Annotated in this window: 22 protein-coding genes; 12 read left to right on the forward strand and 10 right to left on the reverse strand. The window is 69.5% G+C overall.

Annotated elements, in window-relative coordinates; genetic code table 11:
- Nucleotides 1-114: 114 nt before the first annotated feature.
- The 3 genes from NQK81_RS28945 to NQK81_RS28955 form a co-directional block, all read right to left on the reverse strand.
- On the reverse strand, nucleotides 115-930 hold the full coding sequence (locus NQK81_RS28945) for a DUF72 domain-containing protein (protein WP_257484031.1): 816 nt from the start codon (nucleotides 928-930) through the stop codon (nucleotides 115-117).
- Nucleotides 931-982: 52 nt separating this feature from the next.
- On the reverse strand, nucleotides 983-1,738 hold the full coding sequence (locus tag NQK81_RS28950; RefSeq protein ID WP_126730376.1) for a DUF4253 domain-containing protein: 756 nt from the start codon (nucleotides 1,736-1,738) through the stop codon (nucleotides 983-985).
- A 497-nt stretch (nucleotides 1,739-2,235) separates the two neighbouring features.
- On the reverse strand, nucleotides 2,236-3,882 hold the full coding sequence (locus tag NQK81_RS28955) for a DNA repair helicase XPB (RefSeq protein WP_126730379.1): 1,647 nt from the start codon (nucleotides 3,880-3,882) through the stop codon (nucleotides 2,236-2,238).
- Between the two features lie 85 nt (nucleotides 3,883-3,967).
- On the opposite strand from NQK81_RS28955, the gene NQK81_RS28960 reads away from it, so the two are divergent.
- The gene (locus tag NQK81_RS28960) at nucleotides 3,968-4,603 is read left to right on the forward strand and encodes an LppU/SCO3897 family protein (protein ID WP_257484032.1); all 636 of its coding nucleotides are present in this window, start codon (nucleotides 3,968-3,970) and stop codon (nucleotides 4,601-4,603) included.
- On the opposite strand, the gene NQK81_RS28965 is transcribed toward NQK81_RS28960, so the two are convergent.
- A complete protein-coding gene (locus NQK81_RS28965) occupies nucleotides 4,600-5,559 on the reverse strand; it encodes an ABC transporter substrate-binding protein (RefSeq protein WP_257484033.1) in 960 nt (319 codons plus the stop codon). The two genes, NQK81_RS28960 and NQK81_RS28965, sit on opposite strands and share 4 nt — an antisense overlap.
- Nucleotides 5,560-5,750: 191 nt before the next feature.
- Between NQK81_RS28965 and NQK81_RS28970 the strand changes: the two genes are divergently transcribed.
- The 3 genes from NQK81_RS28970 to mdlC all read left to right on the forward strand — a co-directional run bounded on the left by NQK81_RS28970 (nucleotide 5,751) and on the right by mdlC (nucleotide 10,843).
- The gene (locus NQK81_RS28970) at nucleotides 5,751-8,420 is read left to right on the forward strand and encodes a sensor histidine kinase (RefSeq protein WP_257484034.1); all 2,670 of its coding nucleotides are present in this window, start codon (nucleotides 5,751-5,753) and stop codon (nucleotides 8,418-8,420) included.
- Between the two features lie 16 nt (nucleotides 8,421-8,436).
- Nucleotides 8,437-9,123, forward strand: coding sequence for a copper homeostasis protein CutC (locus NQK81_RS28975; protein WP_257484035.1), 687 nt, complete (start codon nucleotides 8,437-8,439; stop codon nucleotides 9,121-9,123).
- Nucleotides 9,124-9,259: 136 nt separating this feature from the next.
- Complete coding sequence (gene mdlC, locus NQK81_RS28980) at nucleotides 9,260-10,843, forward strand: benzoylformate decarboxylase (RefSeq protein ID WP_257484036.1); 1,584 nt, start codon at nucleotides 9,260-9,262, stop codon at nucleotides 10,841-10,843.
- A gap of 84 nt (nucleotides 10,844-10,927) precedes the next feature.
- On the opposite strand, the gene NQK81_RS28985 is transcribed toward mdlC, so the two are convergent.
- From NQK81_RS28985 to NQK81_RS29005, 5 genes are all read right to left on the reverse strand, one after another.
- Nucleotides 10,928-11,803, reverse strand: a complete 876-nt coding sequence (locus NQK81_RS28985; RefSeq protein ID WP_257484037.1) for an ABC transporter ATP-binding protein — start codon at nucleotides 11,801-11,803, stop codon at nucleotides 10,928-10,930.
- A gap of 19 nt (nucleotides 11,804-11,822) precedes the next feature.
- A complete protein-coding gene (locus tag NQK81_RS28990; RefSeq protein WP_125683838.1) occupies nucleotides 11,823-12,656 on the reverse strand; it encodes an ABC transporter permease in 834 nt (277 codons plus the stop codon).
- Nucleotides 12,653-13,423: an ABC transporter permease gene (locus NQK81_RS28995; RefSeq protein ID WP_126730393.1), complete on the reverse strand. Its 771-nt coding sequence runs from the start codon at nucleotides 13,421-13,423 to the stop codon at nucleotides 12,653-12,655. Before NQK81_RS28995 ends, NQK81_RS28990 begins: the two co-directional genes overlap by 4 nt.
- Nucleotides 13,424-13,431: 8 nt before the next feature.
- A complete protein-coding gene (locus NQK81_RS29000; protein WP_321183049.1) occupies nucleotides 13,432-14,436 on the reverse strand; it encodes an ABC transporter substrate-binding protein in 1,005 nt (334 codons plus the stop codon).
- A gap of 247 nt (nucleotides 14,437-14,683) precedes the next feature.
- Nucleotides 14,684-15,526 carry an ABC transporter substrate-binding protein gene (locus tag NQK81_RS29005; protein WP_257484038.1) on the reverse strand — a complete coding sequence of 281 codons (843 nt, stop codon included), beginning with the start codon at nucleotides 15,524-15,526 and terminating at the stop codon, nucleotides 14,684-14,686.
- Between NQK81_RS29005 and NQK81_RS29010 the strand changes: the two genes are divergently transcribed.
- The 7 genes from NQK81_RS29010 (at nucleotide 15,516) to NQK81_RS29040 (ending at nucleotide 22,833) form a co-directional block, all read left to right on the forward strand.
- Nucleotides 15,516-15,746, forward strand: coding sequence for a hypothetical protein (locus tag NQK81_RS29010; protein WP_257484039.1), 231 nt, complete (start codon nucleotides 15,516-15,518; stop codon nucleotides 15,744-15,746). The genes NQK81_RS29005 and NQK81_RS29010 overlap by 11 nt on opposite strands.
- A 623-nt stretch (nucleotides 15,747-16,369) precedes the next feature.
- The gene (locus NQK81_RS29015; protein ID WP_257489872.1) at nucleotides 16,370-19,471 is read left to right on the forward strand and encodes a sensor histidine kinase; all 3,102 of its coding nucleotides are present in this window, start codon (nucleotides 16,370-16,372) and stop codon (nucleotides 19,469-19,471) included.
- A gap of 20 nt (nucleotides 19,472-19,491) precedes the next feature.
- Complete coding sequence (locus tag NQK81_RS29020) at nucleotides 19,492-19,950, forward strand: roadblock/LC7 domain-containing protein (RefSeq protein WP_085939650.1); 459 nt, start codon at nucleotides 19,492-19,494, stop codon at nucleotides 19,948-19,950.
- A gap of 25 nt (nucleotides 19,951-19,975) precedes the next feature.
- Entirely contained in the window at nucleotides 19,976-20,758 is a 783-nt protein-coding gene (locus tag NQK81_RS29025; RefSeq protein WP_125683850.1) for a DUF742 domain-containing protein, read from the forward strand.
- Nucleotides 20,739-21,347, forward strand: a complete 609-nt coding sequence (locus NQK81_RS29030) for a GTP-binding protein (RefSeq protein ID WP_007033392.1) — start codon at nucleotides 20,739-20,741, stop codon at nucleotides 21,345-21,347. Before NQK81_RS29025 ends, NQK81_RS29030 begins: the two co-directional genes overlap by 20 nt.
- A gap of 460 nt (nucleotides 21,348-21,807) precedes the next feature.
- Nucleotides 21,808-22,227, forward strand: a complete 420-nt coding sequence (locus NQK81_RS29035) for a roadblock/LC7 domain-containing protein (protein ID WP_005156190.1) — start codon at nucleotides 21,808-21,810, stop codon at nucleotides 22,225-22,227.
- Nucleotides 22,228-22,230: 3 nt separating this feature from the next.
- Entirely contained in the window at nucleotides 22,231-22,833 is a 603-nt protein-coding gene (locus NQK81_RS29040) for a DUF742 domain-containing protein (protein ID WP_257484040.1), read from the forward strand.
- A 37-nt stretch (nucleotides 22,834-22,870) separates the two neighbouring features.
- Here NQK81_RS29040 and NQK81_RS29045 read toward each other — a convergent pair whose 3' ends face one another.
- The gene (locus tag NQK81_RS29045; protein ID WP_257484041.1) at nucleotides 22,871-25,114 is read right to left on the reverse strand and encodes a helicase-associated domain-containing protein; all 2,244 of its coding nucleotides are present in this window, start codon (nucleotides 25,112-25,114) and stop codon (nucleotides 22,871-22,873) included.
- Between the two features lie 92 nt (nucleotides 25,115-25,206).
- On the opposite strand from NQK81_RS29045, the gene NQK81_RS29050 reads away from it, so the two are divergent.
- Nucleotides 25,207-25,389, forward strand: a complete 183-nt coding sequence (locus tag NQK81_RS29050) for a hypothetical protein (RefSeq protein WP_007033389.1) — start codon at nucleotides 25,207-25,209, stop codon at nucleotides 25,387-25,389.
- Nucleotides 25,390-25,421 lie beyond the last annotated feature (32 nt).

The raw sequence follows: 25,421 nt of genomic DNA on the forward strand, positions 1-25,421 counted from the left end.
GCACGGGCGCCCGGCGTGCCGACCCCCAGCCGCAGCACGCGAGTACGCCCGTGCCCGCACACGTCACCTAACAGGACACCGCTCACTGCGCGCTGACTGTGCAGCGTGCGCGGGTCAAGCCAGCAGTTTCGCGAGGGTGATCGCGTTCTTCGGCGCCTCGACCTTGACGTCGTTGTCGAAGTAGACGTACGTGTCGCGGCCCCAGCCTTCGATCTTCCGGGCCCACTTCTTCAAGGCCTTGTCGCTGTACCCGCTGACGTACAGTTCCTCGTCGCCGTGCAGGCGGACGTACGCGAACTCGTCGCTCGTCATCTCGTCGACGAAGGGGAACTTGCCCGCGGTGTCGGCGACCACGAGGGCGATGCCGTGTTTCCGGAACAGTTCGAGGCTCTCGGGCTCGGCGAAGCTCGGATGCCGTACTTCGACGGCGTGCCGGAGCTTCCGGCGAGGCTTCGGATCGGTGTGCGGCTCGGCCTTCAGCTTGTCGTCGTGCTTGCCCGCGAGCTTGGCGGCGGCGTCACTGGTGCGCGGTAGCAGCTTGAAGAACGCCTCGACGCGCTCGGCGTCGAACGCCAGCCGTGGCGGCAGCTGCCAGAGGAACGGCCCCAGTTTCCGGCCGAGCGCCAGGACACCGGACGCGAAGAAGTTCGCCAGCGGCGCATCGACGTCACGCAGCTGCTTCATATGCGTGATGAAGCGGCCGCCCTTGACGGCGAAGACGAAGTCGTCCGGTGTCTCCTCGGCCCACGCCCGGTACCGCTCGGGACGCTGCAGCGAGTAGAACGAGCCGTTGATCTCGGCCGAGTTCATCCGGGACGACAGGTACTCCAGCTCGCGCCGCTGCACCAGGCCGCGGGGGTAGAAGTCCCCGCGCCACGGTGGGTAGCGCCAGCCCGAAGTGCCGATCCTCAGCTCCGCGACGTCGATCACCGCCTTCCCGTGTCGCCCTGATTCCCCCTCTCCGGCCGGTGCAAACGCCCGCTCACGCCCACGAGAACCGCCACCTCCGGGTCTGGACCAGGCCGGCGGCGAACTCGCGGAGATTGCCCGGCTGACCGGCGAACGAGGGCAGGCAGAACGCCCGGTGCTCGGCGGCGACGGTGAGCGCGCGGCCCTGGGTGCGCGGTGGCGCGGCCACCGACAGCTCCATCGAGTCGAAGCCCAGCACCGTGAGCGTCGCGCCGAAACGGTCTTCCCAGCTGCGCAGGACGGCGGACAGTTCGTGGACCTGGTCGGTCGCCTTGATCATGCCCGTCCAGCCGAGGATCGCCGGGATGTCGGCGGGCCGCTCCGTCTGCACCAGCGCCAGCCGATGCGGCCCGCGCGCGGCCAGGATCGACCCGGTGTTGCCCGCCTCGGCCAGCGGATCCGCCCGGCGCGACGGACGGCGGGCCAGCCCGGGGAACTTCGCGCCGAACGGGCGCAGGCAGGCGCCGTCGCAGCACGACGTGTCCCACCAGCGGGCCAGCACCTCGGCCGGATCCACCGAGGCGATCCGGTGGTCGGCGGGGGCGAGCCTGCCGCGGTCGTCGATCCAGTCCTCGCCGTTGGCGGCGAAGCGCTGGTCGTGCGGGATCAGCACCGGCCACAGACCGGAGCGGTCGAACTCGGCGACACAGCCGGTGTAGCGCTCCGGCCTGGCCAGCGGCAGATCCGAAACCCAGATCCGGCCGTGCCACCGGCCGGGCGGCAGGGTCTGGACGGGCGGCGTACCCGGACGGAACGGTGCGATCGTCATCGGCTTCCCCTCGAACTGGTGTTCGGTCGACTCTACCCGAACACTAGTTCGAAGCACCGACAGTTTTCGATACCCCGTTCGCGGGATCTCGCTACCGGTGCCTCACGCGCCCCTGGTGTCACAGTGGCCACAGGGTCTGTCCACAGTGGACATGCCGGGTGGTGAAGGTGCTGTTGCGAAAGCCACTTTCGCAACGTTGAAGGTTGCGAAAGTGGCTTTCGCAACGCGTCGGCGCAGGATCGCCGTGCCGTGAAGGGCTCCTGCCTACCCTCAAGGTAGTGAAGGGGGCCTTCATGTACTTACATCGGGCGCAGCAGGTCGTCCGCGTCCACGATCGGCAAGGTGTGAAGGTCGAGTTTCCTCGGCTGAGCCGAGGGAAGGGGTCCTTCACGCGCGGCCGCTGCGGCTGCTGTGGTTGCTGGTGTACCTGGGACGAGAGCGGCACGGCCTTCAAGAGAAAAGCGCGGCGGCGGCACCCGGGCCGAGGACTGCAAGACCTACATCGGGCGCAGCAGGTCGTCCGCGTCCACGATCCGGTACGCGTACCCCTGCTCCGCCAGGAACCGCTGCCGGTGCGCCGCGTACTCCGTGTCGACGGTGTCCCGCGAGACGACCGAGTAGAAATGCGCCTGCCGTCCGTCGCCCTTGGGCCGCAGCAGCCGCCCGAGCCGCTGCGCCTCTTCCTGCCGCGAGCCGAACGTGCCGGAGATCTGGATCGCGACCGACGCCTCCGGCAGGTCGATCGAGAAGTTCGCGACCTTCGAAACGACCAGCGTCCTGATCTCGCCGCGCCGGAACGCGTCGAACAGTTCCTCGCGTTCCTTGTTCCGTGTCGCGCCCTGGATCACCGGGGCGTCGAGTTCGTCGCCGATCATCTCCAGCTGGTCGAGATAGGCCCCGATGACCAGCGTCGGCTCGCCGGGATGCCGGTCGACCAGCGATTTGATCACCTTGGTCTTGGTGTCCGCGGTCGCCGCCAGCTTGTACCGCTCCTCGGCCTCTGCGGTCGCGTACGCGAGCCTCTCGGCGTCGGTCAGCGTCACCCGGACCTCGGTGCATTCCGCCGGCGCGATCCAGCCCTGCGCCTCGATGTCGCGCCACGGGACGTCGTATCGCTTCGGGCCGATCAGCGAGAACACGTCGCCCTCGCGCCCGTCCTCGCGCACCAAAGTCGCGGTCAGCCCGAGCCGCCGCCGCGACTGCAGGTCCGCGGTCATCCGGAACACCGGCGCGGGCAGCAGGTGGACCTCGTCGTAGACGACCAGGCCCCAGTCCCGCGAATCGAACAGGTCCAGATGCTTGTACTCGCCCTTGGTCTTGCGCGTGACCACCTGGTACGTGGCGATGGTGACCGGCCGGATCTCCTTCTTCTCCCCGGAGTACTCGCCGATCTCCTCCTCGGTGAGCGAGGTCCGCGCGACCAGCTCCCGCTTCCACTGCCGTCCGGCGACGGTGTTCGTCACCAGGATCAGCGTGGTCGCCTTCGCGTGCGCCATGGCCGCGGCGCCGACCAGCGTCTTGCCCGCGCCGCACGGCAGCACCACGACGCCGGATCCGCCCGCCCAGAACGCCTCGGCGGCCTTGCGCTGGTAGTCGCGCAGCTCCCAGCCGACCTCGGCGAGGTCGATCGGGTGCGCCTCGCCGTCGACGTAACCGGCGAGGTCCTCCGCGGGCCAGCCGACCTTCAGCAGCGCTTGCTTGAGCCGCCCGCGTTCGGACGGGTGCACGATGACGGTGTCCTCGTCGATGCGCGCGCCCAGCATCGGGCTGATCTTCTTGTGCCGGAGGATCTCCTCCAGCACCGCGCGGTCGATGGTCGACATCACCAGGCCGTGCGCCGGGTGGTTCGCGATCTGCAGCCGCCCGAACCGGCCCATCGTGTCCACGATGTCGATGAGCAAGGGCTGGGGGACGGGGAAGCGCGAGTAGGTCGTCAACGCGTCGACGACCTGTTCGGCATCGTGGCCCGCCGCGCGGGCGTTCCACAACGCCAGTGGCGTGATCCGGTAGGTGTGGACGTGCTCGGGCGCGCGTTCCAGTTCGGCGAACGGCGCGATGGCGATCCGCGCGTCGTCGGCCTGGCTGTTGTCGACCTCGAGGAGCACGGTCTTGTCGGATTGGACGATCAGCGGGCCATCGGTCACATCCTCCTTTATACGTTCCGGCCACACCGGCTCCCGCCGCGGCACCGCTGGTGGAAGGATGTGCGGAAGGTGACTGGAGGGGACCTTGACGACTACACCGACCGGCGGGATGCCCGAGTACGACCCGTATAACGCGCCCGCGCCGCTGCCGTCGATGCCGGAGGCGGTACCGCCGACACCGTTCCCCAAGCCGCCGCCGCTGAGCGTGCTGGCCAAGGCCTCGATCGTGCTGGGCGTCGTCGCCGCGCTGGGCCTGGGGAGCCTGTTCGCCTTCGGGATCTCGCAGTCGAGCCGGTTCACCAAGGTCGAGGCGGGCAAATGCCTGTATCTGACCGACGAGGCGGGCGGCAACCAGAGCTACACGACGGCCAGCTGCTCGTCGGATCGCGCGACCTTCCGGGTCGACGAGGTGCGGACGGGCTCGTCGGACTGCCGTAGCGCCGACTACATCCAGTTCGAGCTGTACGGGGGTTCGTCGAGCAAGAGGGCGGAAAAGACGCTCTGTCTCGCGCTGAACGTCGAAAGCGGGGACTGCCTGCGCGACGTCGTGCACGAGACGCGGATCGCGAAGGTCCGCTGCAGTGACATCAGCGCGGAGGCGCGCGCGACGGTGATGCGGGGCTCGACGGAGTACACCTGTTCGTCGGACGACACCGCCCTGCACTACACCGGACCGCCCGAGCGCACCGTGTGCCTGAGGCCGACCGGGGAGAACATCTAGGGCCGCGCCACCATCGACTGCACGTCGAGCCGCGCGCCGAGCATGCCGGAGTTGTGCATCAGGTCGGCCACGCGTTGCAGCCGGATGCCGTTGAGGGACACCGGGTACGTCCCGAGCGAGATCAGCGAGGCCGTCGTCCGGTCGATGTCGGAGAACGACGGCAGCGCGTCGCGGACCACGGCGGGATCGGCCGCCCGCACCTGCGCTTCGCCGAGCACCTTGCGGAAGACCGCGAGCGTGCGGGCGTTGGCCTGCCCGAAGGCTCCCGTCGAAACGTAGGACGACATGGGGAAGTCCAGCGTCGCGCCGCGGGCGCCGTCGGCGAGGATGCTCGCCCCGAGCTCCTTCTCGGCCCTGGTGATGTACGGCTCGACCATCCACGCGGCGTCGGCCTCGCCCGCCTGCAACGCCTGGGGCATCCGGTCGAACGGGTGCTGTTTGAACTGGATGCGGGTCGCGTCGACGCCCGCGGTCGCCAGTACCGATCGCGCCGCCAGCACGCCGACGTCGTCGAGCATGTTCACCGCGATCTTCGGTGACTTCTTGAGGGTGGGCTCGGTGTAGTCGGAGCCGGGAAGTGTGACGAGCGCCATGGTGTTGCGGCCGGCGGTGTACGCCTCGCCCTGCAGCTGGAGCGCCGTCCCGGCCGCGGCGGCGCGGAAGATCGACACGTCGCTGGCGAACGCCAGGTCGACCTCGCCCGCGGAGAGCTTGCCGATCGCTTGGTCGGCGGGAACTTCGACGAGGGTCACGGACAGGCCGGCCGCGGTGAACTTCCCCTCTGCGACGGCGACCCGCAACGGCGCGGTGTCGATGGGGCTCCCGACGCCGATGCGCAGTTCCGTCCGTTCGAGTGGCGCGTCGGTACTTGCGTCACCACCGGAAAACACTCCGCAACCGGCGGTCGCCAGCAGCGCCGCTACCAGCGGAATCGCCAAGACGCGCATCTTCGTCACCGCTCACCTACCGAGAGAATGTGCTCCTCCTGCTGGATCGTATGGTCCGCGCCCCATACGATCGCCTGCGGGAGGCGCCCGACGGCGCGGCTTTCGATCGTTCTCGAACCTTGTTACTCTACAGTAGGTTCGGGCTCTCGTCCCCGATGTCAGCCATGGGAAAGGGTCCCGTGGTGGGAAAAGGAAACCAGGTGGCCCGTCGCGACAAGCGTCCCCGTGGGGGCGACGCGGCGGAACGGCATCCTCGTGTCGGCGGACGCTGGCGGCTGCGGAACTGGCACCTGCGTACCAAACTCTTCGTGGTACTCCTGATTCCCGCGCTCGCGGTGGTCGCCCTCGTCGGGCTCCGGGTCAACTCCGATCTTCGGGACGCGCGGCAGCTGGCCGAATTCGCCACCCGCGGCCGCGTCGACAGCACCGTCGCCGAAGCCGTGCACCAGCTCCAGCGCGAACGGGACCTCACCGTCCGGTTCGTCGCCGGCGACCGCAAGGGCGACCTTTCCGAACTGACCGAGCAGCGCAAGCGCGTCGACGAGGCCATCGGCACCTTCGACCGCACGCTCGGCGAGAGCAAGAGCAGGCTCGGCGGCAACACCGCGACCAGCCTGCAGCAGACCAGCGACCGGCTGCGCGTGCTGACCGGGCTCCGGTTTTCCGCGGAACACTCCGCTTTTCCCGCCGACGCGGTGCTGCGTTCCTACAGCGACCTGATCTCCGGCCTGCTCGACATCAGCGATTCCACCGCCGCCGACGTCTCCGACCCGGATCTGGGGAAGCTCCGCCTCGCGGGCAACGCGCTCGCGCGGGTCAAGGACCAGATGTCGGTCAAACGCGCGATCATGGCGGCCGCGCTCGCGGAGGGCGGTCTCAACCGGGACCGGACCCGCGCGCTGCTCGGCGCGGAGGCCGAACTCGCCGCCGCCCGCAACGACTACCGCACGTTCGCGACCCCCGAGCAGCAGCGGATGTACGACGACACGGTCATCGGCCTGATCGTCGACATCGGCAACGACATGGTCGAATCGGCGCTAATCCGCGCGGAGAACGATCAGGGACTCGGCGGGCTGGACCCGAACCAGTGGGACACCTCGGCCACGTACACGGTGAACCTGGCCCACCAGGTGCAGCAGGCGCTGCTCGTCCAGCTTCAGGAACGCACCGACGCCCTCGCGGCACGGGCGAGGACGTCCGCGATCTGGGACGGCGGGATCGTGCTCGGCGTGCTGGTCGTCGCCGGGGTGCTCTCGGTGATCATCGCGCGTTCGCTGTTGCGGCCGCTGAGGATCCTGCGCCGCAGCGCGCTCCACGTCGCCGAACACCAGCTGCCGGCGGCCGTCGAAGGACTGCTGAGCGATCCCGAGCCGCAGCCCGAAAACCTGCGTCGGCGCTTGGCCGTCGCCCCGGTCCCGGTGTTCAGCCGTGAGGAACTCGGCCAGGTGGCGCGCGCGTTCGACGCGGTGCACGGCGAGGCCGTCCGGCTCGCCGGGGAACAGGCGATGCTGCGGGAGAACATCAACGCGATGTTCGTGAACCTGTCGCAGCGGAGCCAGGACCTGGTCGAACGGCAGCTGTCCGTGCTGGACCGCATGGAGGCCGACGAACAGGATCCCGACACGCTCGCCGGGCTCTTCGAACTCGACCATCTCGCGACCCGGATGCGCCGCAACAGCGAGAACCTGCTGGTGCTGTCCGGAACCGACGTCGTCCGTGAGGACGGCGGCGCCGTCGTCGCCGACGAGATCATCGGCGCCGCGCTCTCGGAGGTCGAGCACTACCAGCGGATCGAGCTCGGCCCGGCGCCGCGGATCGCGGTGCGCGGCGAGGCCGTCAACGACCTCGTACACGTGGTCTCGGAGCTGCTGGAGAACGCCACCCGCTATTCGGACCAGAGCACGATGGTGCAGGTCGAGGGGCACGAGACCGGCCGCGGGGAATGGCAGATCGAGATCACCGACCACGGCGCCGGGATGCCGCAGGCCGAGATCGACCGGACCAACGCGCGGCTGGCGAACCCGCCGGACGTCGACGTCGAGGTCTCCCGGCGGATGGGGCTGTTCGTGGTCGCGACGCTGGCGATCCGGCACCACATCGACGTCCGGCTCCGGTCCGCCGACGGCGGCGGGATCACCGCGGAGGTCGTCGTCCCCGCCGAGCTCATCGTCGAAGCGCCCCGGCCCGCGCCGCTACCGGAACCCGTGCCCGTCACCGTCGTCGCCCCGGAGCCGGAACCCGAGCCGCCGCTGGAAGTCCCGCCGCTGCCCGAGCCGGAAGAGAACGCCGAGGAGTCGCGGTTCGCGCCGGTGCTGGATCCCGGCCCGCTGCGGCGCGCCCCCGTCGTCGAGCGCGAGACCCAGCCGGAATGGCCGTCTTCGGACGACGACGCCGTCGACCATCTGGAGCTGGACGCGCCGACCGAGCGGATGCCCAAGTACCAGAGCGTGCTTTCGCAGTGGTTCGACCACGGAGGCCCGCGCGAAGGGCCTTCGCCAGCGGAGCCCGGCCCGCCTTCCTTGCCTTCGTTCGAGCCGGTCAAGAACACCGTGCCCGAGGAATCCGAGCCGGATCCGGACGAGCCGACCGAGCCGACGCTGAAGCCGGTGGAACCGAAGGAAAAGGAACCGGAACCGGCGTGGCCGACGCCCGCCGAACTGGAACAGGAGGACGGGGCGGAGGAGACCTGGCCGGTGCTGCCCGCCGTCGTTCCCGAGGCCCGGTCGCAGGACGACAGGCCGGAGAAGCCGCGAGGGGAGAGGCCGATACTCTCACTTTCCCCCGAAGCGGTCCGCGAACGGATGACCAGCCTGCAAGGCGGATTCCGGCGCGGTCGCCACGCCAGGGGTGACGACAACCCCTCGGCATAAGCGAATTGGAAGGTCCATGAGTTCGAAAACCGGCCTGCTGGAAGTGATCGCGCTGACCGCGGTGGACGCGGAGCGCGCGCAGGAGGGCGGGGCCGATCGCCTCGAACTGGTCAGCGACATGGCCAGCGACGGTCTCACTCCGTCGGTCGAGACGCTGCGCGACGTGCTCGGCGCCACCGATCTCCCGGTGCGGGTCATGCTGCGCGACAACATGTCCTTCGCCGCCGGCGACCTCGACGGACTGCGTGCGGACGCCGCGCGCCTGATCGACGCCGGTGCGCGGGAGTTCGTCTTCGGTTTCCTGGACCTGGAAAGCGAAATCGACGTCGAAGCCTGCGAGACACTGGTCAAGGAGCTCGACGGGCTGCCGTGGACGTTCCATCGCGCCATCGACCGCGCGCGGGACCCGTTGCGCGCCTACGACCAGCTGATCGCCCTCGGCTGCGACACGGTGCTCGCGGCCGGGCATCCGCACGGCGTCGCGCACGGGCTTTCGGTGCTGCAGCGGCTCGCCCGGCGTGAGGACGGGCCCCGGCTGCTGGTCGGCGGCGGCCTCCGGGCGCAGCAGGTGCACCTGTTGCGAGCGGGCGGGGTCGGCGCTTTCCACGTCGGCAGCGCGGTCCGGCCGGGCGGCTGGGAGTCCGGCATGGACACTGTGGACGTCGCCGCCGTTCGCGAGTGGGCGGCGCTGGTCAAGGAGTAGGCCGCGCGTGCAAGTACCGCATTCAGAGGACGAAATGCGGGGCGTGGGACGTACGCGGGGGGTCAGGTCCAGACCACATACGGTGATCCGAGGTTGCATCTTCAACTATCCGGGGGCGACCAGATAGCGTGTGGCCATGGCTACCCGCACCGTACGTGACGCGACCAGGGAACTGCTGCGCGATCTGGGCCTGACCACCGTTTTCGGCAATCCCGGCACGACCGAGATCGCCTTCCTGACGGAATGGCCCGACGACTTCACCTACGTGCTCGCGCTCCACGAGGCGTCCGTCGTCGCGATGGCCGACGGGTACGCGCGCGCGAGCAGGCGCGCGGCGCTGGTGAACCTGCACTCCGCCGGCGGGGTCGGCCACGCGCTCGGGCATATCTTCACCGCGTACCGCAACAACGCCCCGCTGATCATCCTGGCCGGTCAGCAGACCAGGTCGCTGCTGCCGGACGATCCGTTCCTCGGGGCCGTCGAGGCGGCGAACTTCCCCAAGCCGTACGTGAAGTGGAGCTGCGAGCCCGCCAGGGCCGAGGACGTCCCGGCGGCGCTGGCGCGGGCGTACCACATCGCGACGCAGGCACCCATGGGTCCGGTGTTCGTCTCGGTGCCGGTGGACGACTGGGACGTCGAGACCACGAAGCCGATCATCTCGCGGCCGCAGATCCGGGGTTTCGCGCCCGATCCGTCCGCTTTGGACGAACTGGTGTCCGCCTTGGACGCCGCCGAACGCCCGGCGATCGTGGTCGGCCCCGGGATCGACGGCGAGGGCGCCGTGCCCGACGTCGTCGAGCTGGCCGAGAAGGTCGGCGCCGGGGTCTGGGCGCCGCCGATGGGGGCGCGCTGCTCCTTCCCCGAGGACCACCCGCAGTTCTTCGGATTCCTGCAGCCGGAACGGAAAGCGCTCGCGAGCGCGCTGACCGAGCACGATCTCGTGGTCGTCATCGGCGCACCGGCGTTCACCTACCACGTGTACCGGGGCGAGTCGGAAACCGCGCTGCCGCCGCTGTTCCTGGTCAGCGACGACGAGCAGATCCTCGCCAGGGCGGCGGAAGGCACCGGTATCCGCGCGACGCCGAAGCTCGCGATCCGCGCGCTGCTGGACCGCGCCGCGCCGCGTGAGGCGCCGAAACCCCGCACCAGGCTGGAAAAGCCCGCCGCGGTCACGCCGATCACCCCGGCCTTCGCCTACTCCGTGATCTCGGAGGTGCTGCCGGACGACGCGATCGTCGTCGAAGAGACGCCGAGCCACCGCAACGAACTGCACGACCACCTGCCGATCAAGTCGACCGACACCGGCTTCCTCACCGTCGCCAGCGGCACGCTGGGCTACGGCCTCCCGGCCGCCGTCGGTGCCGCGCTGGCCCGGCCGGACCGCAAGGTCGTCGCGATCCTCGGCGACGGGTCGAGCATGTACTGCGTCCAGGCACTGTGGACGGCGGCGCAGCACAACCTGCCGGTGACGTTCGTGATCTTCGACAATTCGCAGTACGCCGCCGTGCGCATCCTCGGCGAGGCGGCGGGCGGCGAGAAGGTGCCGGGCGTCGACCTCGGCGGCATCGATTTCCCCGCGCTGGCGACGAGCCTGGGGCTGCGGACGTCGGTCGTAGAGAAGGCCGAGGACCTCAAGCCGACGCTGGAGGCCGCGCTGCCCGACGAGCGGCCGCATCTGGTGCACGTCCGCATCGACGCGAACCCGCGCACGCTGTACTGAGAGAGGCCGCCGGGGCCACTCCATGAAGTACGTGAAGGCCCCCTTCACTGCGCCTAGCGCAATGAAGGGGGCCTTCACGTACTTTCAGCTCTTGGCGCGCACCTCGGACTCGGCGGCCTCGGCGTCGGCAGCGGCCTCCTGCTGCGCCAGCTCGTACTCGGCCGCGTCCGAAGCGGCGGTGACGGCCTCCGGAGCACCGCCGTGCAGCAGCCGCGCCACCTCGCCGCGCAGCGTCACGAACTCCGCCGACTCGCGCGTGGTGATCTGGTCCCGCTCCGCGGGCAGCCCGACCGGCAGGTCCGCGACGATCTTCGCGGGCGACTTCGACAGCACCAGCACCCGGTCCGACAGGTAGACGCTCTCGTCGATGTCGTGCGTGACGACGAGGACCGTGCTGCCGTTCTCACGCTGCACGCGCCGCGTCAGGTCTTCGAGCTCGAACCGCGTCTGCGCGTCGACCGACGCGAACGGCTCGTCCATCAGCAGCAGGGCCGGACGGCTGGCCAGCGCCCGCGCGATCGACACGCGCTGCTGCATACCGCCCGAGAGCTGCCACGGGAACTTCGAACCGACCCCGGACAGGCCGACCGACTCCAGCGCCTCCTGAGCCCGCGTGCGGCGCTCCGAGCGGCTCAAGTTACGCCACCGCAAGGGGAACTCGACGTTCTTCTCGACCGAGAGCCAGGGGAACAGCGAGCGGCTGTAGTCCTGGAACACCACGGCGAGATCCTCCGGCACGCCGGAGACGTCGTCACCGTGCAGGCTGACGCGGCCGGACGTCGGCTTGATCAGCCCGGCGATGCAGCGCAGGAGCGTGGACTTGCCGCAGCCCGACGGGCCGACGATGCTCGCGAGCTGTCCCGCTTCGACGGTGAACGACAGGTCGTTGACCGCGACGTGCGCCTTTTCTCCCGCGCCGTACCGGTGGTTCAGCCCGGAGACTTCGAGCATGGTTGACATCTTGCTGACCCTTCGAAAACTAGAGACGGCCGTTGCGGGTGGGCTGCCAGCGAAGCACTCTCTGCTCCACCGCGAGGAACGCCGCGTTGAACCCGAAGCCGAGGAGCCCGAGCAGGACCAGCCACGACCACATGAGCGGGAAGTCGAACGCCTGCTGGGCGTCCATCAGGGACCGGCCGATGCCGTTGTAGGAGCCGACCAGCTCCGAGATCACCATCAGCAGCAAGGAGATGGAGAGGCTCAGCCGCAGGCCAGCGAAGATCTTCGGCCCGGCGGCGGGCAGCACGATCGAGCGGACCCAGTACGACCTGGGCGTCCGGAACGATTTCGCGGTGTCGATCTTCACCTGGTCCACCGAGCGGACGCCGTCCACGGTGTTGAGCAGCACCGGCCAGATCGCGCCGAAGATGATCGAGCCGGTCTGCATCCCCGGCCCGAGTCCGAAAAGGACGATGAACACCGGGATCAGCGCGGGCGGCGGCACCGAGCGAAAGAACGCGAAAAGCGGTCCGACGTAGTCCATCCCGGTCTTCGACCGTCCCAAGAGGACACCCAGCGCGACACCGAGGGCGCCGGCCAGCAGCCAGCCGCCGAGCGTCCGGCCGAGGCTCGGCAGGACGTTGTCGAACACGGTGTCGGTCAGGAACAGCTGTGAGGCCGGGCCGGTGAACCAGAGTTTCACCGATGCGGACAGGATCTCGGTCGGCGGCGGGAAGAACGGGCTTTCCGCGAGCCGGGTCGCGAGCTCCCAGATCCCCAGCAGCGCGAAGAAGAGCAGCCAGTTGCGGACCAGGATGCCGATACCCCGGCCCACGCGCCTGCCGACGCGGCTGGTCAGCGTGAGGGTCGTCACGAGACCGCCTCCCGGTCGACCGTGCTCCAGCGGAACGCCCGCCTGCCGATCATCTCGAGCCCGCCGTTGATGAGGAAGCCGAGCGCGCCGACCACCACGGTGCCGGCGAGCACGAGGTCGAACCTGGTGGAGCCGGTGCTGGCCTGCATGATGAAGTTGCCGATGCCGAGTTTGGCGCCGGCGAGGAATTCGGTACTGACCACGGCGATCAGCGCGATGTTGGCCGACAGCCGCACCCCGGTGAACACGAACGGCGCGGTATGCGGCAGCGCCACCGACGTCAACGTCCGGAACTTGCTGGTCCCGCAGGCTTTCGCGGTCTCCTGCAGCACGGGGTCGATCTCGCCGAGCGCGTAGATCGTGTTGAACATGATGGGCCACAACGACGCGTACACGGCCAGCGTGATCTTCGCTTCGGGGCCACCGCCGATCAGCAGGAGCACCAGCGGGATCAGCGCGACGGCGGGGATCGGCCGCAGGAACTCGATGACGACCGCGGTCGCGGTGCGCAGGCCGGGGATGCTGCCCAGCAGCAGGCCGGCGGGCACGGCGATGGCGACCGCGATCAGCAGGGCGATCGCCCACGCGAGGAACGTGGCGATCAGGTCCCGGACGAACTGGGTCTCGCCGAACTGTTCGAAGATCGTCACCAGGACGACGGACGGCGGGGGGAGGAACTCTTTACGGACCAGGCCGGCCTGGACGATCACTTCCCAGACGAGGAAGAAACCGGCCAGACCGGCCAGGGCACGGAGAAGTCGTGGCACCTTGACCTTTATCCAGCTTGAGGGGCGAGCATCGGAGCGGCGTCGAGCTTGGCCGTGATCACTCCGGTCTGCAGCAGCAGATCCGGCACTCGCTGCAAGCGACGGGCGTCCAGTGTGGACCCGAACGTCGGCAGCGTGAGCAGTGAGGCGGTTTCCGCGTCGACCTTGGCGTACTTGACGATCAGGGGTTCGATCTTGGAGCGGTCGGCCGAGTCGCGCACGGCCTTGCCCAGTGCACGCTGGAACGCGGCCAGCGTCTTGGGGTTCTTGTCCACGAAGGAGCCGAGCGCGCCGAAGCCCGCCAGGGGGAAGTCCTGGGTGGCACCGGTCGAGATGTCGACGACCGGGGTCGCGCCGACGACCTTCGAGGCCTGGGTCAGGAACGGCTCGGGCAGGTAGCCCGCGTCGACCTGGCCCGACGAGAGCGCCGCGGCGATGTTCGGCAGGGCCATGGGCACCCACTGGACCTTGCTGGTGTCCACGCCGTGGTCCTTCATCACCGAGACGGTGAGCAGGTGGGAGGCGGTGTTCTTGTCGGTGATCGCGATCTTCTTGCCCGCGAGGTCGTTGATCGTCTTGACCGAGGAGGTCGGCACGGTGACGACCGCGTTGCTCTTGGGGCTGGCCGAAACCGAGTCGGCGACGAGCCGGATGTCGGCCGCGCCCTTGCTCTTCGCGACGAAGAACGGCATGTAGGTGGAGAAGGCGATGTCGACCTCGCCACCGATCATCTTGGTCATCGCCTGCTGGCCACTCGGGGCGTCGACCGCTTCGACCTCGAGACCTTCGGCCTTGAAGTAGCCGCCTTCCTGCGCCAGCCGCAGCGGCGCGAGGTCGACGACGGGCAGCAGGGCCACCTTGATCTTCGGCTTCTCCAGTCCGCCTTCGCCGCCCGACGCCTTCGACGTGTCCTCGCCGCCGAGTGCGCCACAGGCGCCCAACGTGGCCAGCATGAGCGCGCTCAGGGCGACGCCGACGGCACCCCGTCCTCTACGTGCACCGCTCCTGCTCATGGCGTTTCGAAACAAAGCCAGCTCCTCGGAAACAATGAATCACCGTTGGGTTTTTTCATCCGTGTCGTGGCTTCATTTCGCCAGGCACGCGGTCACCTTAGAGATTTGCCCACCTGCTCACAATGGGTGTCGTGAGCGGGTGATCATTTTAGGCCATTCGCCCGATCACCTGATCACCCGCTTGGACAACATTACTTTCAGTGATCGAATTCCGCGTGGATGGGCAATTCGAGGTGACCGCGAGTCATCAACTCGTGGCCTGGGCCGCGATCATCGGGCCGACGTCGATCTTGCTCTGGATCGCGCCCATCTGCAGGAGCAGGTCCGGAACGCGCTGGATACGGCGCGGGTCCAGGGTGGACTGGAACGTCAGCAGCGTGGTCAGCGCGGCGGTGTCCTGGTCGATCTTGGCGTACTTGACCAGCAGCGGCTCGATCTTGGAGCGGTCCGCCGCGTCCCGGGTGGCCTTCTGCATGGCGCGCTGGAAGGCGGCAACGGTCTTCGGGTTCTCCGAGACGAACTTGCCGAGCGAGCCGTAGCCCGCGGTGGGGAAGTCCTGGGTGGCGCCGGTGGCGGTGTCCACGACCGGGACGGTGCCCGCCTGCTTCGCGGTCTGGGTGATGAAGGGCTCGGTCAGGAAGCCGGCGTCGATGTCGCCGTTCTTGAGCGCGGTCCCGACGTTCGGCAGCGGGATCGGCACCCACTGGACCTTGCTGGCGTCGACGCCGTGGTCCTTCATGACCGATTTGGACAGCGTGTCCGACACGGTGTTCGGCGCGGTGATGCCGATCTTCTTGCCCGCCAGGTCGCTGACGCTCTTCACCGTGGACGTCGGCAGCGTGACCAGCATCGTGCTCTTCGGGCCCGCGGAGGAGGCGTCCGCGACCAGCTTGATGTCGGCGGTGTTCTTGCTCATCGCGATGAAGAAGGGCGTGTAGCTCGCGTACGCGATGTCGACCTCGCCGCCGATCAGCTTGGTCAGCGAGACCTGACCGGTCGCGGCTTCGATGGCCTCGACTTCGAGGCCTTCGTTCTTGAAGTAGCCGCCGTCCTGGGCGAGGCGGAGCGGGGCAAGGTCGATGGTCGACATCACGGCGACCTTGATCTTCGACTTCTCGAGGTTCCCCGAGCCGCCGGAGGAGGACGAATCCTCGCCGCCGAGGAGCCCGCAGCCGCTGACCGATACCGAAACCGCGGCCGCCATCGCGAATGCGAGGGCTCCACGACGGCCCAGGCTGGCGCTCAAGGCCTTCTTCGAGCTTGCAGAGCCAAGCAAAGTGGTGCTCCTGATCAAGGGGAGGGACACGTGATGACGTGGCCTGATGTGGAATTCGGAAGTGACTCTTTGTCTCAAGTCAGGGCCCACTGTAGAGAACACACACTGTGCTCACAATGGGTGGTCATCCCATGATCCCAAGTGGTAACGATCACCCGAACAGGTTGTTTGTCAGAAGTGAACACAACTGGGCGTGTTCGCGCCGGGGACTTGTTGACAACTGAGCGCCGACGGGTCAAGAGCCGTCCGGGGCTTACTCGTAGGTCTTGACCGAAGGGTTACATCTGGGCCGCCCGTTCGCTACCCTCATGCACCGGTAGTGAGGTGTGGACCACTGATGTAGTGAAAGAGAGTGCCTTGGATGGCCGAACGCTCTGGACCTTTCCCGAGGTGCAAGGCACTCTGTGTCAAACACGGTGAACACGTCCGTGCTTCACTGGTGCGCGCCCGCGCACTGGCGGGTTAGGCCGAACAGACCAATGGTACCGAGCAGGGTTTCGGTCAAGTGCACTTGAGAGATCGCGTCGAAGACGACTTCCTCATTCGGATGAGTGGATACTCACGCCGTGCGCGTCCCTCCCGGATGACGGGAGCGTGCGGATAGTGGTCTCCGACAACCGACCCAGACAGCAGCAGTACGGCCAGCTCGAGAACGGCATGTCCAAAATGGGCTTTCCCGGCCCGGATGAAGATGATGGTGGTGCGGCGGTGCCGAACGAAGACACCGCGGGGGTGGGAGGGGCCCCTGCGCGGGATACCGGAGACGGTCCTGGCGGGAAGGCCGGGTCGTTCCTGGGCCTGCGTAACTGGCGTCTGCGATCGAAGCTCGCGGCCATCCTGATCATTCCGACGCTGACGGCGCTCGCGCTCGGCACGCTGCGTGTGATCGACGACAGCAACGAGGCGGCGCGGTTCCAGGACACCGCCGACCAGGTCGCGTTCGCCGACAAGATCACGCTCGTGGTGCACGAGCTGCAGAGCGAACGCGCGCTCGCCGTCGCCAAGATCGCCTCCGGCGACCCGTCGCGCCAGAACGGTCTCGACGCGCAGATCGCCAAGGTCGACCGCGCCGTCGACGACCTGCGCGCTTCGGCGAACCAGATCAACCCGGACGACCAGGACACGAGGGACCGCTACTCGCGTGGTCTGCAGCGGCTCGACGCCCTGCGCCCGCTGCGCGGCGCGATGAACACCTCGCTGCTGGGCGACACCCCGGTCCTCATCGCCTACTCCGGCATCCTCGACTCGCTGGTCCAGCTCGGCCGCGAGGTGACAACCGCGGTGGCCAACCGCGACGTCCTCCGGCTCGGCGTCACCGTGCAGGCCATCAGTGAGAGCAAGGAGTTCATCGCCCGCGGTGACGCGGCGCTGCTGATCGCCTCCTTCCGCTCCGGCTTCCCCGGCGACCTGTTCGACCAGGCCCGCTCGGCGGTCGCGAGCGGCGACGCCTCGACGGCGGCCTTCGTCGCCAACGCCAGCCCCGAACAGCGGCAGCTCTACTCGGACACCTTCTCCGGCCCCGAGGTCGACGACCGCCGCCGGATCACCACGATGGCGTTCTCGCTGCACCAGCAGAACGAGCCGCCGGCGATCGACAACGTCGCCCTCGGCAACGACAGCCGCGTCGCGCTGGACAAGCTGCGCGCGGTCGAGACCAATCTGCTCGGCCAGCTTCGGGCGCAGGCCGACGGCCTGGCCACCGACGCGATCAACTCGGCCTGGATCGGCGGCGCGATCGTGCTGCTGGCCCTGCTCGCGGCGCTGTTCCTGATGCTCGTCATCGCTCGCCTGATGCTGCGCCCGCTGCGGGTGCTGCGGAAGACGGCGCTCGACGTCGCCTACACACGGCTGCCGGAAACCGTGCAAGCGATCCTGGACGACCCGGACCCGGTCAACGCCTCGAAGCGGTCGGTCGAGCCGGTGCCCGTCACTTCGCGTGACGAGATCGGTGAAGTGGCGCGGTCGTTCGACGTCGTCCACGAACAGGCCGTCAAGATGGCCGCCGAACAGGCCCTCCTGCGCGAGAACGTCAACGGCATCTTCGTGAACCTGTCCCGCCGGTCGCAGCGGCTGGTGGAACGCCAGCTCGGCGTCATCGACCGGCTCGAGGCCGACGAGCAGGACCCGGACCACTTGGCCAGCCTGTTCGAGCTCGACCACCTCGCCACCCGGCTGCGCCGCAACGGTGAAAGCCTCCTGGTGCTCTCGGGCGCCGGTCTCGCGAAGTCGGTGCCCAAGCCGGTGCCCGCCGCCGACGTCATCGGCGCCGCGGTCTCGGAGATCGAGCAGTACGCCCGGATCGAGATCGGGATCGTCCCCGAGGTCGCCGTCCAGGGTCTGACGATCCACGACCTCGTGCACGTCCTCGCGGAACTGCTCGACAACGCCACCTACTTCTCCGAGCCGGAGACGAAGGTGACCGTCCGCGCGGTGATCACCCGCAAGAAGGCGCTCGCCATCCAGGTCACCGACCACGGTGTCGGCATGACCGAGGAGCGGCTCGCCGAGGTCAACCAGCGGCTCGCCGACCCGCCGGACCTGGACGTCTCGGTGACCCGGCGGATGGGCCTGTACGTGGTCGCGCGCCTGGCACGCCGCCACGGCATCGAGGTCCGGCTGCGGGAGAACGAGGACATCGAGGGCGGCGTGATCGCGCGGGTCGTCGTGCCCGCCGAGCTGCTCACGCAGATGCGGCCCGGCGGCGTGCGCAACACCCCGCCGCCGGCGAACCGTTCGGAGACGTCGATCCCCTCGATGCCGTCGGTGTCCGAGATGTCGACCTCGCTGCCGAACATCCCCGCCTCCGACCGCGGCCTGGAGATGACCCCGCCGCCGCCGTCGAAGCCCCCGGCTTCGCAACCGGTCGCGCAGCAGGGCGGGCTCGTCCCGCTCGACCAGCCGATCAGCCTCGACGACCTGGTCGCGGGCAAGAACGCGGCCGGGCCGTTCCTCAGCCCGGCGACGCCCGCCGAGGAGGCCCCGGCGTGGCCGACGGCCGAAGACATCTCGCCCGCCAACGGCGACGGCGCCTCCAGTGGCACCGAGACGCAGTTCGCGTCGCTGGTGCTGCCGAAGCGGGAGCCGAAGTACACCCCGGTCGAGCCGCGGAACAAGCCCGAGGAGACCGCCGAGTCTTCGGAAGCGGGCAAGTCGGCGCTCGACGACGACGTGCCCACCCGGCGGCTGCCGATCTACCAGTCGGTGCTCTCGCGCTGGTTCAGCGAAGGCGACGAGGCCGGGGGCGACAGCCCGACCACCTACACCGAGCCGGTCGAGTCCGAGCTGCCCGCGCGGACTCCGGACAGTGGCGCCGAAGCGGCGGAATCCGCTTCCGAAGAGGCATTGCCCACTCGGACACCGCGGAGTGTTCCGCCGGAGACGGTGCTCCAGGACAATGGCTGGCGCAGCGCGTCGGACGACGGCTGGCAGGCGGCGCAGGTCCTGTACGAAGACCGGAACGACGAGATCACCCCGGCGGGCCTGCCCAAACGGGTGCCGAACCAGTACCTCGTCCCCGGCTCGATCGGCGGGAACGAGCCGAAGAAGGAAGACTCGTTCGCCGACAAGACCTCCGGAATGCCGGGAACGGGCGCGATCGCCCGCTCGGCGACGGCGGCGCGGAGTCGGATGGCAAGCTTCCAGAAGGGCTACACGTCGGGACGGCACGCGTTGAAGGAACGCCCGCTCGATGCGCTGGATGACAACGGCGTTCCGGTGACCGGCAGGGATACCTCTGCCGATGACAGCAGTAAGGAGTGACAGTGACACGGGCGGGTGCGATGCAGCCGGGTGGTCCGGCGCAGCCTGGCGGCCAGGCGCAGGGTAAAGGACACACGAGCAGCTTTGCCTGGCTGATCACGGATTTCGTGCACCGGGTCCCGGGCGCGGCGCATGCCGTGGTGGTGTCGGCGGACGGTTTGCTGCTGGCCTCCTCGAAGGGACTTCCCAAGGACAGGGCCGATCAGCTGGCCGCCGTCGCGTCGGGGCTCACGAGCCTCGCCCGCGGTGCGGCGAAGGTGTTCGAAGGCGGCACGGTCGCGCAGACGGTGGTCGAGATGGCCAACGGCTTCCTCTTCTTGATGTCGGTGTCCGACGGGTCCTGCCTGGCGGTCCTCGGCTCGCCGGAGAGCGACATCGGCCTGGTCGTCTACGAGATGACCCTGCTGGTGGAACGGGTGGGGCAACAGCTGACACCGGAGATGCGCGCGCAGCTGCAGGGCGCGTCGGTCCGCCGCTGAGCGACCGGGAACCGAGGAGAATGCCGTGGACGACGGGCGCTTGAGGGGCGATGGCCGGCTCGGTGACGACTTCTCCGGCGGGTGGTCGGAACGTGACGACGGCCGGGAGGACTGGACGTCCTTCCGGGACCGGGTCGACCGCGAATGGCGATCGCGGCGGGCACAGGGGTCGGACAACGACCCCGTGTCCCCGGACGAGGCCTCCCGCTGGCTGACCGATTCGAACGCGGGTCAGGGACCCGCCGATTTCAGCGTTTCGGACTACCGGGAACGCCTCCTCGGCGGCCCCGGGGCGGAACTGTTCGGTGGTGGCAGCGGTCCGCTCTACGACTCTGGCGAGTTCGCCAAGTTCTCCTTCGACAAGGAGGAGGAGCGCCGGGCGGCGGCCGCCGCCGACCCGCTCGCCGCGGCACTGCCGCAGCAGGCGCAGAACGAGTACGTCGACGAGCAGTACACCACCGACGTCGAATCCTCCGGCCTGGTCCGGCCGTACTTCCGCACGCGGGGACGGACCAAGCCGACGTACGACCTTGCCATCGAGGCGTTGATCTCGACCAGCGAACAGGGACGTGTGCTCGACCGGGTGCGCGTCCCCGAACACCGGTCGATCTGCGACCTTTGCCTGGACACCCGGTCCGTCGCCGAAGTCGCGGCGCTGCTGCGCCTGCCGCTCGGCGTGGTCCGGGTGCTGATCGGAGACGTGGCCGGCCTCGGTCTGGTCCTGGTGCACAGCGCCAGCCAGAACGTGGGTGACCGGCCGAGTATCGAGTTCATGGAGAGGGTGCTCAGTGGGCTTCGGAGAATTTGACTCCGACGCGAATGCGCCGCAGGTGACCGGACCGACTTCGTCGGCCAAGATCGTGGTCGCTGGCGGATTCGGCTCGGGGAAGACCACGCTGGTCGGAGCGGTTTCGGAGATCGATCCGCTGACCACCGAGGCCATGATGACCGAGGCCAGTACCGGCGTCGACGACAATTCGGCCACCCCGAACAAGTCGACGACGACCGTGGCCATGGACTTCGGCCGGATTTCGCTGGACTCGGACCTGGTGCTGTACGTGTTCGGTACGCCGGGCCAGCACCGGTTCTGGTTCATGTGGGACGACCTCGCGGTCGGCGCCATCGGTGCCGTCGTGCTGGTCGACACGCGGCGGCTCGCCGACGCGTTCCCCTCGATCGACTTCTTCGAGAACCGGAAGCTGCCGTACGTCGTGGCGATCAACTGCTTCGACCGGCTGCTGCACCACCAGATCGAGGACGTCCGGCACGCGCTGACGATCTCGCCGTCCGTGCCGATCATGGCCTGTGACGCCCGGGAGCGTGAGTCCGCCAAGCAGGTGTTGATCTCGGTCGTGCAGCACGCCATCGCACACGATTCGGCGTTGCGCGCGGGATAACGCGACACAAGAGGGTGCGCGGGGGTAGAAAGCGGTACGAAAGCCCGGAGCGGATGCGGCCGTTGGAGTGAACTCGGCAGGCTTCACCCGCTTCGGGGAGTGGCGTCACCGGCCGGACTGAACGCGGGGCGATCCCTTTCACGCGATCCGGCACCGGCCTCGCCCGATCGGGTGGCCAGGACGCCGATGACCTGCGCGGACACTGATTCACGCCTGGTCGCACCCGGCCACCACGGGGTGACCCACGAATGCGTGGTTCGCGATGGGTCGACGCGGTGAGCGGCTGGACGTTCACGTTCGGTTAGCGACGGCGGCCGGGTGGCGGGCTCGACACGATCGACGGGACGAATACGCTGGGTGGAGGCGTCTTCCGGCTCGGCGGCACCGGGATCGGTGCAGGTCGGCGTAAGACGCCCGGACCACGCCGCCCAGGTGGTCTTGACGCAGCGAGGAGGGACTTGTGACGGCATCCGGGCAGCAAAGCTCGTTCGGCTGGCTCATCACGGATTTCGCGCGCCGGGTTCCCGGCGCGGCGCACGCCGTGCTGGTCTCCGCGGACGGGCTTCTCCTCGCGCCGTCGGACGGATTGCCGCAGGAACGGGCCGAACAGCTGTCCGCGGTCGCCTCCGGGCTGATCAGCCTCACCGCCGGCGCGGCGCGCTGCTTCGACGCGGGCGGGGTCAACCAGACCGTCGTCGAGATGGAACGCGGGTACCTCTTCCTGATGTCGGTCGCCGACGGCTCGTCACTCGCCGTGCTGGCCGCGCCGACCTGCGACATCGGCACCGTGGCCTACGAGATGACCCTGCTCGTCGAGCGGGTCGGCCAGCAGATCACCCCCGAGCTGCGGGCGCAGCTGCAGGGCGGCGTCCGTGGGTGACCGATGAAGATCACCGGATTCACCGAACCGGAACCGTCCGGCTGGGACTCCCTCTACCAGGGCACCGAACGCGAGGCCTTCGACTCACCGAGCCGCTTCGAGCTGAGCTCGATCAGCACGGTCATGCCGCGGCGCCCGGCCGCGCCGCCGGAGCCGCCTCCCGCGCCTCCATCGATGCCGTCTTCGATGTCTTCGCCGATCCGCCAGTCGCCGCCGCGTCCCGCGCACGCCGACGTCGCCCCCGCCTCGGTCTACCTGCCGCCGGCTTCGGGCTCCCGGGTCCGGCCTTACACCCGCACCGGCGGGCGCACCCGCACCGCGCACGACCTGGCGCTGGAGGCGCTGGTTTCGACCAGTGAGGACGGCCGCCGGTACCGCGGCGTGCGGACTCCCGAGCACCGCCAGATCTGCGACCTCTGCCTGGACACCCGGTCGATCGCGGAGATCGCCGCGCATCTGCGGCTGCCGCTGGGCGTGGTGAAGGTGCTCGTGGGCGACATGGCGGACGCCGGGCTGGTGCTGATCCACCAGACCGAGCTGATCCTCGGCGACTCTTCCTCACGCGCTTTCATGGAACGGGTGCTTCAGGGCCTTCGCGCCCTCTGACCCCCTCCCGCATTCAGAGGACTGAATGCGGGAGGGGTCAGTCCTCCACCAGGGCCGCCGACGTGATCCGGTGCAACGGGTAGCGCTCGTTGTCGGTCCCTTCGAGGACCCCGCCGCCGACCCGCAGCGGCCGCACCACCCGCTGGCTCGCCGTCCCGCGTGAGTCGACGAACCCGATCCACACCTCGCGCCGCTCGATGGTCGCCTGCGACAGCAGTGCCAGCGTCGCGGACGTGTCCCCGGCGCCGCCACCCTGCGGCGCGCGCACCGTCTCGCCCCGGCGGCGCGCCGAAGCGGCGTCGCCGGCCCGGACGTGCGCGACGATCTTGCCGACCTGCTCGTCGGTCAGCCCGGCGGGCTCGCCAGGCGCGCGACGCGCGGCACGCGCCTTCGCGGGAAGGCGGCGTCCGGACGGCCTGATGTCCATGACGCGTCCGTCGGGCCCTTCGGCGGCCGGGGCGAACCCGGCGGCGCGGAGGGCGTCGAGGACTTCGGCGAGCGGGTACGCGCTGATGAGCACCGTCGGCGCGATCATCCGCAAGCCGTACTCGGTCGCGACGGGGCTCCCCATGACCTCGGCGAGCAGCGACGCGTCGTCGCAGCGCAGGAACGACTCGGCGGCCCCGCCGCGCAGCCGCCCGTGCCGCCGGGCGACGTCGTCGATCAGGTAACTCAGCGACTGGGGCACCGGCGTCGCCGACTTCGTCGAGAACAGCTGCTGCAGTTCGCCCGCGGTCCGCCCGGTGTCGAGCGCGCGTCGCACGGACGTCTCGGTGATCCGGTAGACGGTCGCGTGCCCGGAGGATTCGATGTCGGCGACGGCGGTCATCTCGGCCGCGAGTTCGGCCTCCAGCGGCCCGGGCGCGACCACGGTGAGGTCGGCCTGGACGAGGACGTGGTCCACCGGACGCGGCAGCGCGTCGATCATCGCCTCGACCGCCCCGGGCCGGTCCTCGGCCAGCAGCGCCCGCGTCGCCGTGGTGAGCCCGCCGAGCCCGATCAGGCCGAGCGCCGCCCCCTCGGCCATCGTCCAGCGCACGGTCTCGTCGCGCAGCCGCCCGCCCCGCCGCGGCGCGCGCCAGGCGAGCGCGGCGACCAGCTCGTCGGTGCTCTTCACCCCCGCGCCTTCGGGAAGCGCGGCCAGGGCGAGGAGGATCCGCCGCCGCGACGTGGGCGCCAGCGGACGGCGCAGGTCTTCCGAAAGCGGCGCGATCGGCTTGTCCTTCGCGTCCCGCCCGCCGGCGAGACCGGGCAGCCGGGGCAGTTCGAGCCAGGCCTGGGCGATCGTCATCCAGCGCTGCGCGGTCGGCGACGCGAGCCACGAATCCGTGAGCGTCGTCGGCACCCATTCCGGCGTGGTCGCTTCGCTGTCGGCCACCAGCCCGGCGCCGACCGCGATCTCCGCGAGCAGGGTCACCCGTGTCTCGTCGACGTCGAGATCCTTGGCGAGCTTCTTGAGCTCGCGGACCCCGAGCCCGCCGGACTTCAGCACCGGCGGCGGCGTCTCCGACCACGCGCGAAGCATGCTTTCGGTCTGGCGCAAGAACTCCATCGCCTCGCCGGCCGCCGTCGTGTCCACTGTGGACGATTGATGCGGATGCGTGGGGAGCTCCGGTTCGCGCAGCGACGCCGGATCGAACACCGACCCGCCGCGCAACGCGATCCCGATCTCCCGCGGCAGCTCGACGGTCTGGTCGTCCCGGCGCAGCAGCAGCCCGCGCGCGAGCAGGCGCTGGACCGGGTTCTGCGCCCGCTCCAGCGTGACGTCGGCCGCCGCGTCACGGGTCCGGCCGATCGGCGGCCCGGCCGCCAGCGTCGTCAAGACGGCGCGCTCGTCCTCGCCGACCTCCGCGAGCGCGGCCTCGATATCCGCCCCGGCGAGCGAGGGCGACGACGACCCGAGCCCGGCAGGGAAGGGGCCGAGCGCGTCACGGGCCGAGGGCGGGACGCGCAGCGCGGCGTCCTCGCCCCAGACCAGTGCCCGTTTGCGCAACAGCGCCAGCGGCTCGCCGATCTCCTTGCCCACGAGCCGCGCGACCTCGGCCGCGGCGACGGGCTCGGTGTCCGCCCCGGCCAGCAGCAGGGCGTCGAGGACGGCGAGGGTGAAGGTGTCGAGGTCTTCGCAGGCACGCGCGACGGAGCCCGGCGTGCCGGCCCGGGTGGCGAGCACGATGGTGTCGGACGGGGGCGGCGTGGACAGGTCGCGACGCGTGCGCAGCAGTGCGGCGAGGGCGTCGTCGGACTCCTGGCGCAGCCAGTCCGCCAGGGATGGCGCGGGCATAGACGACCAGGATACCGGGCGGGTGATGGCCCGCCAGCCGCGTTCGGGCAGACTGTCCCGTGAGAACGCTTGACCATGCTCTGGAGGACGTTGTGGCGAAGGGCGATAACAAGAAGCGCGCGGGCATCGACCCCACGTGGCCCGGTGAAGACGGGGAGCACCCCGTCACCGAGCTCGCGTCCGACCGGCAGGGCGCCCTGTCCCCGTTCGGCGACGTGACCTTCCCGCTCGAGAGCGTGCCTTACGTGCACCCCGAGACCGAGATCAACCGGTAGGCGGCCCGCCGAACTCGGCACGCGTGTCGCGA

The sequence above is a fragment of the Amycolatopsis roodepoortensis genome (assembly GCF_024628825.1).
GTDB lineage: Bacteria > Actinomycetota > Actinomycetes > Mycobacteriales > Pseudonocardiaceae > Amycolatopsis > Amycolatopsis roodepoortensis.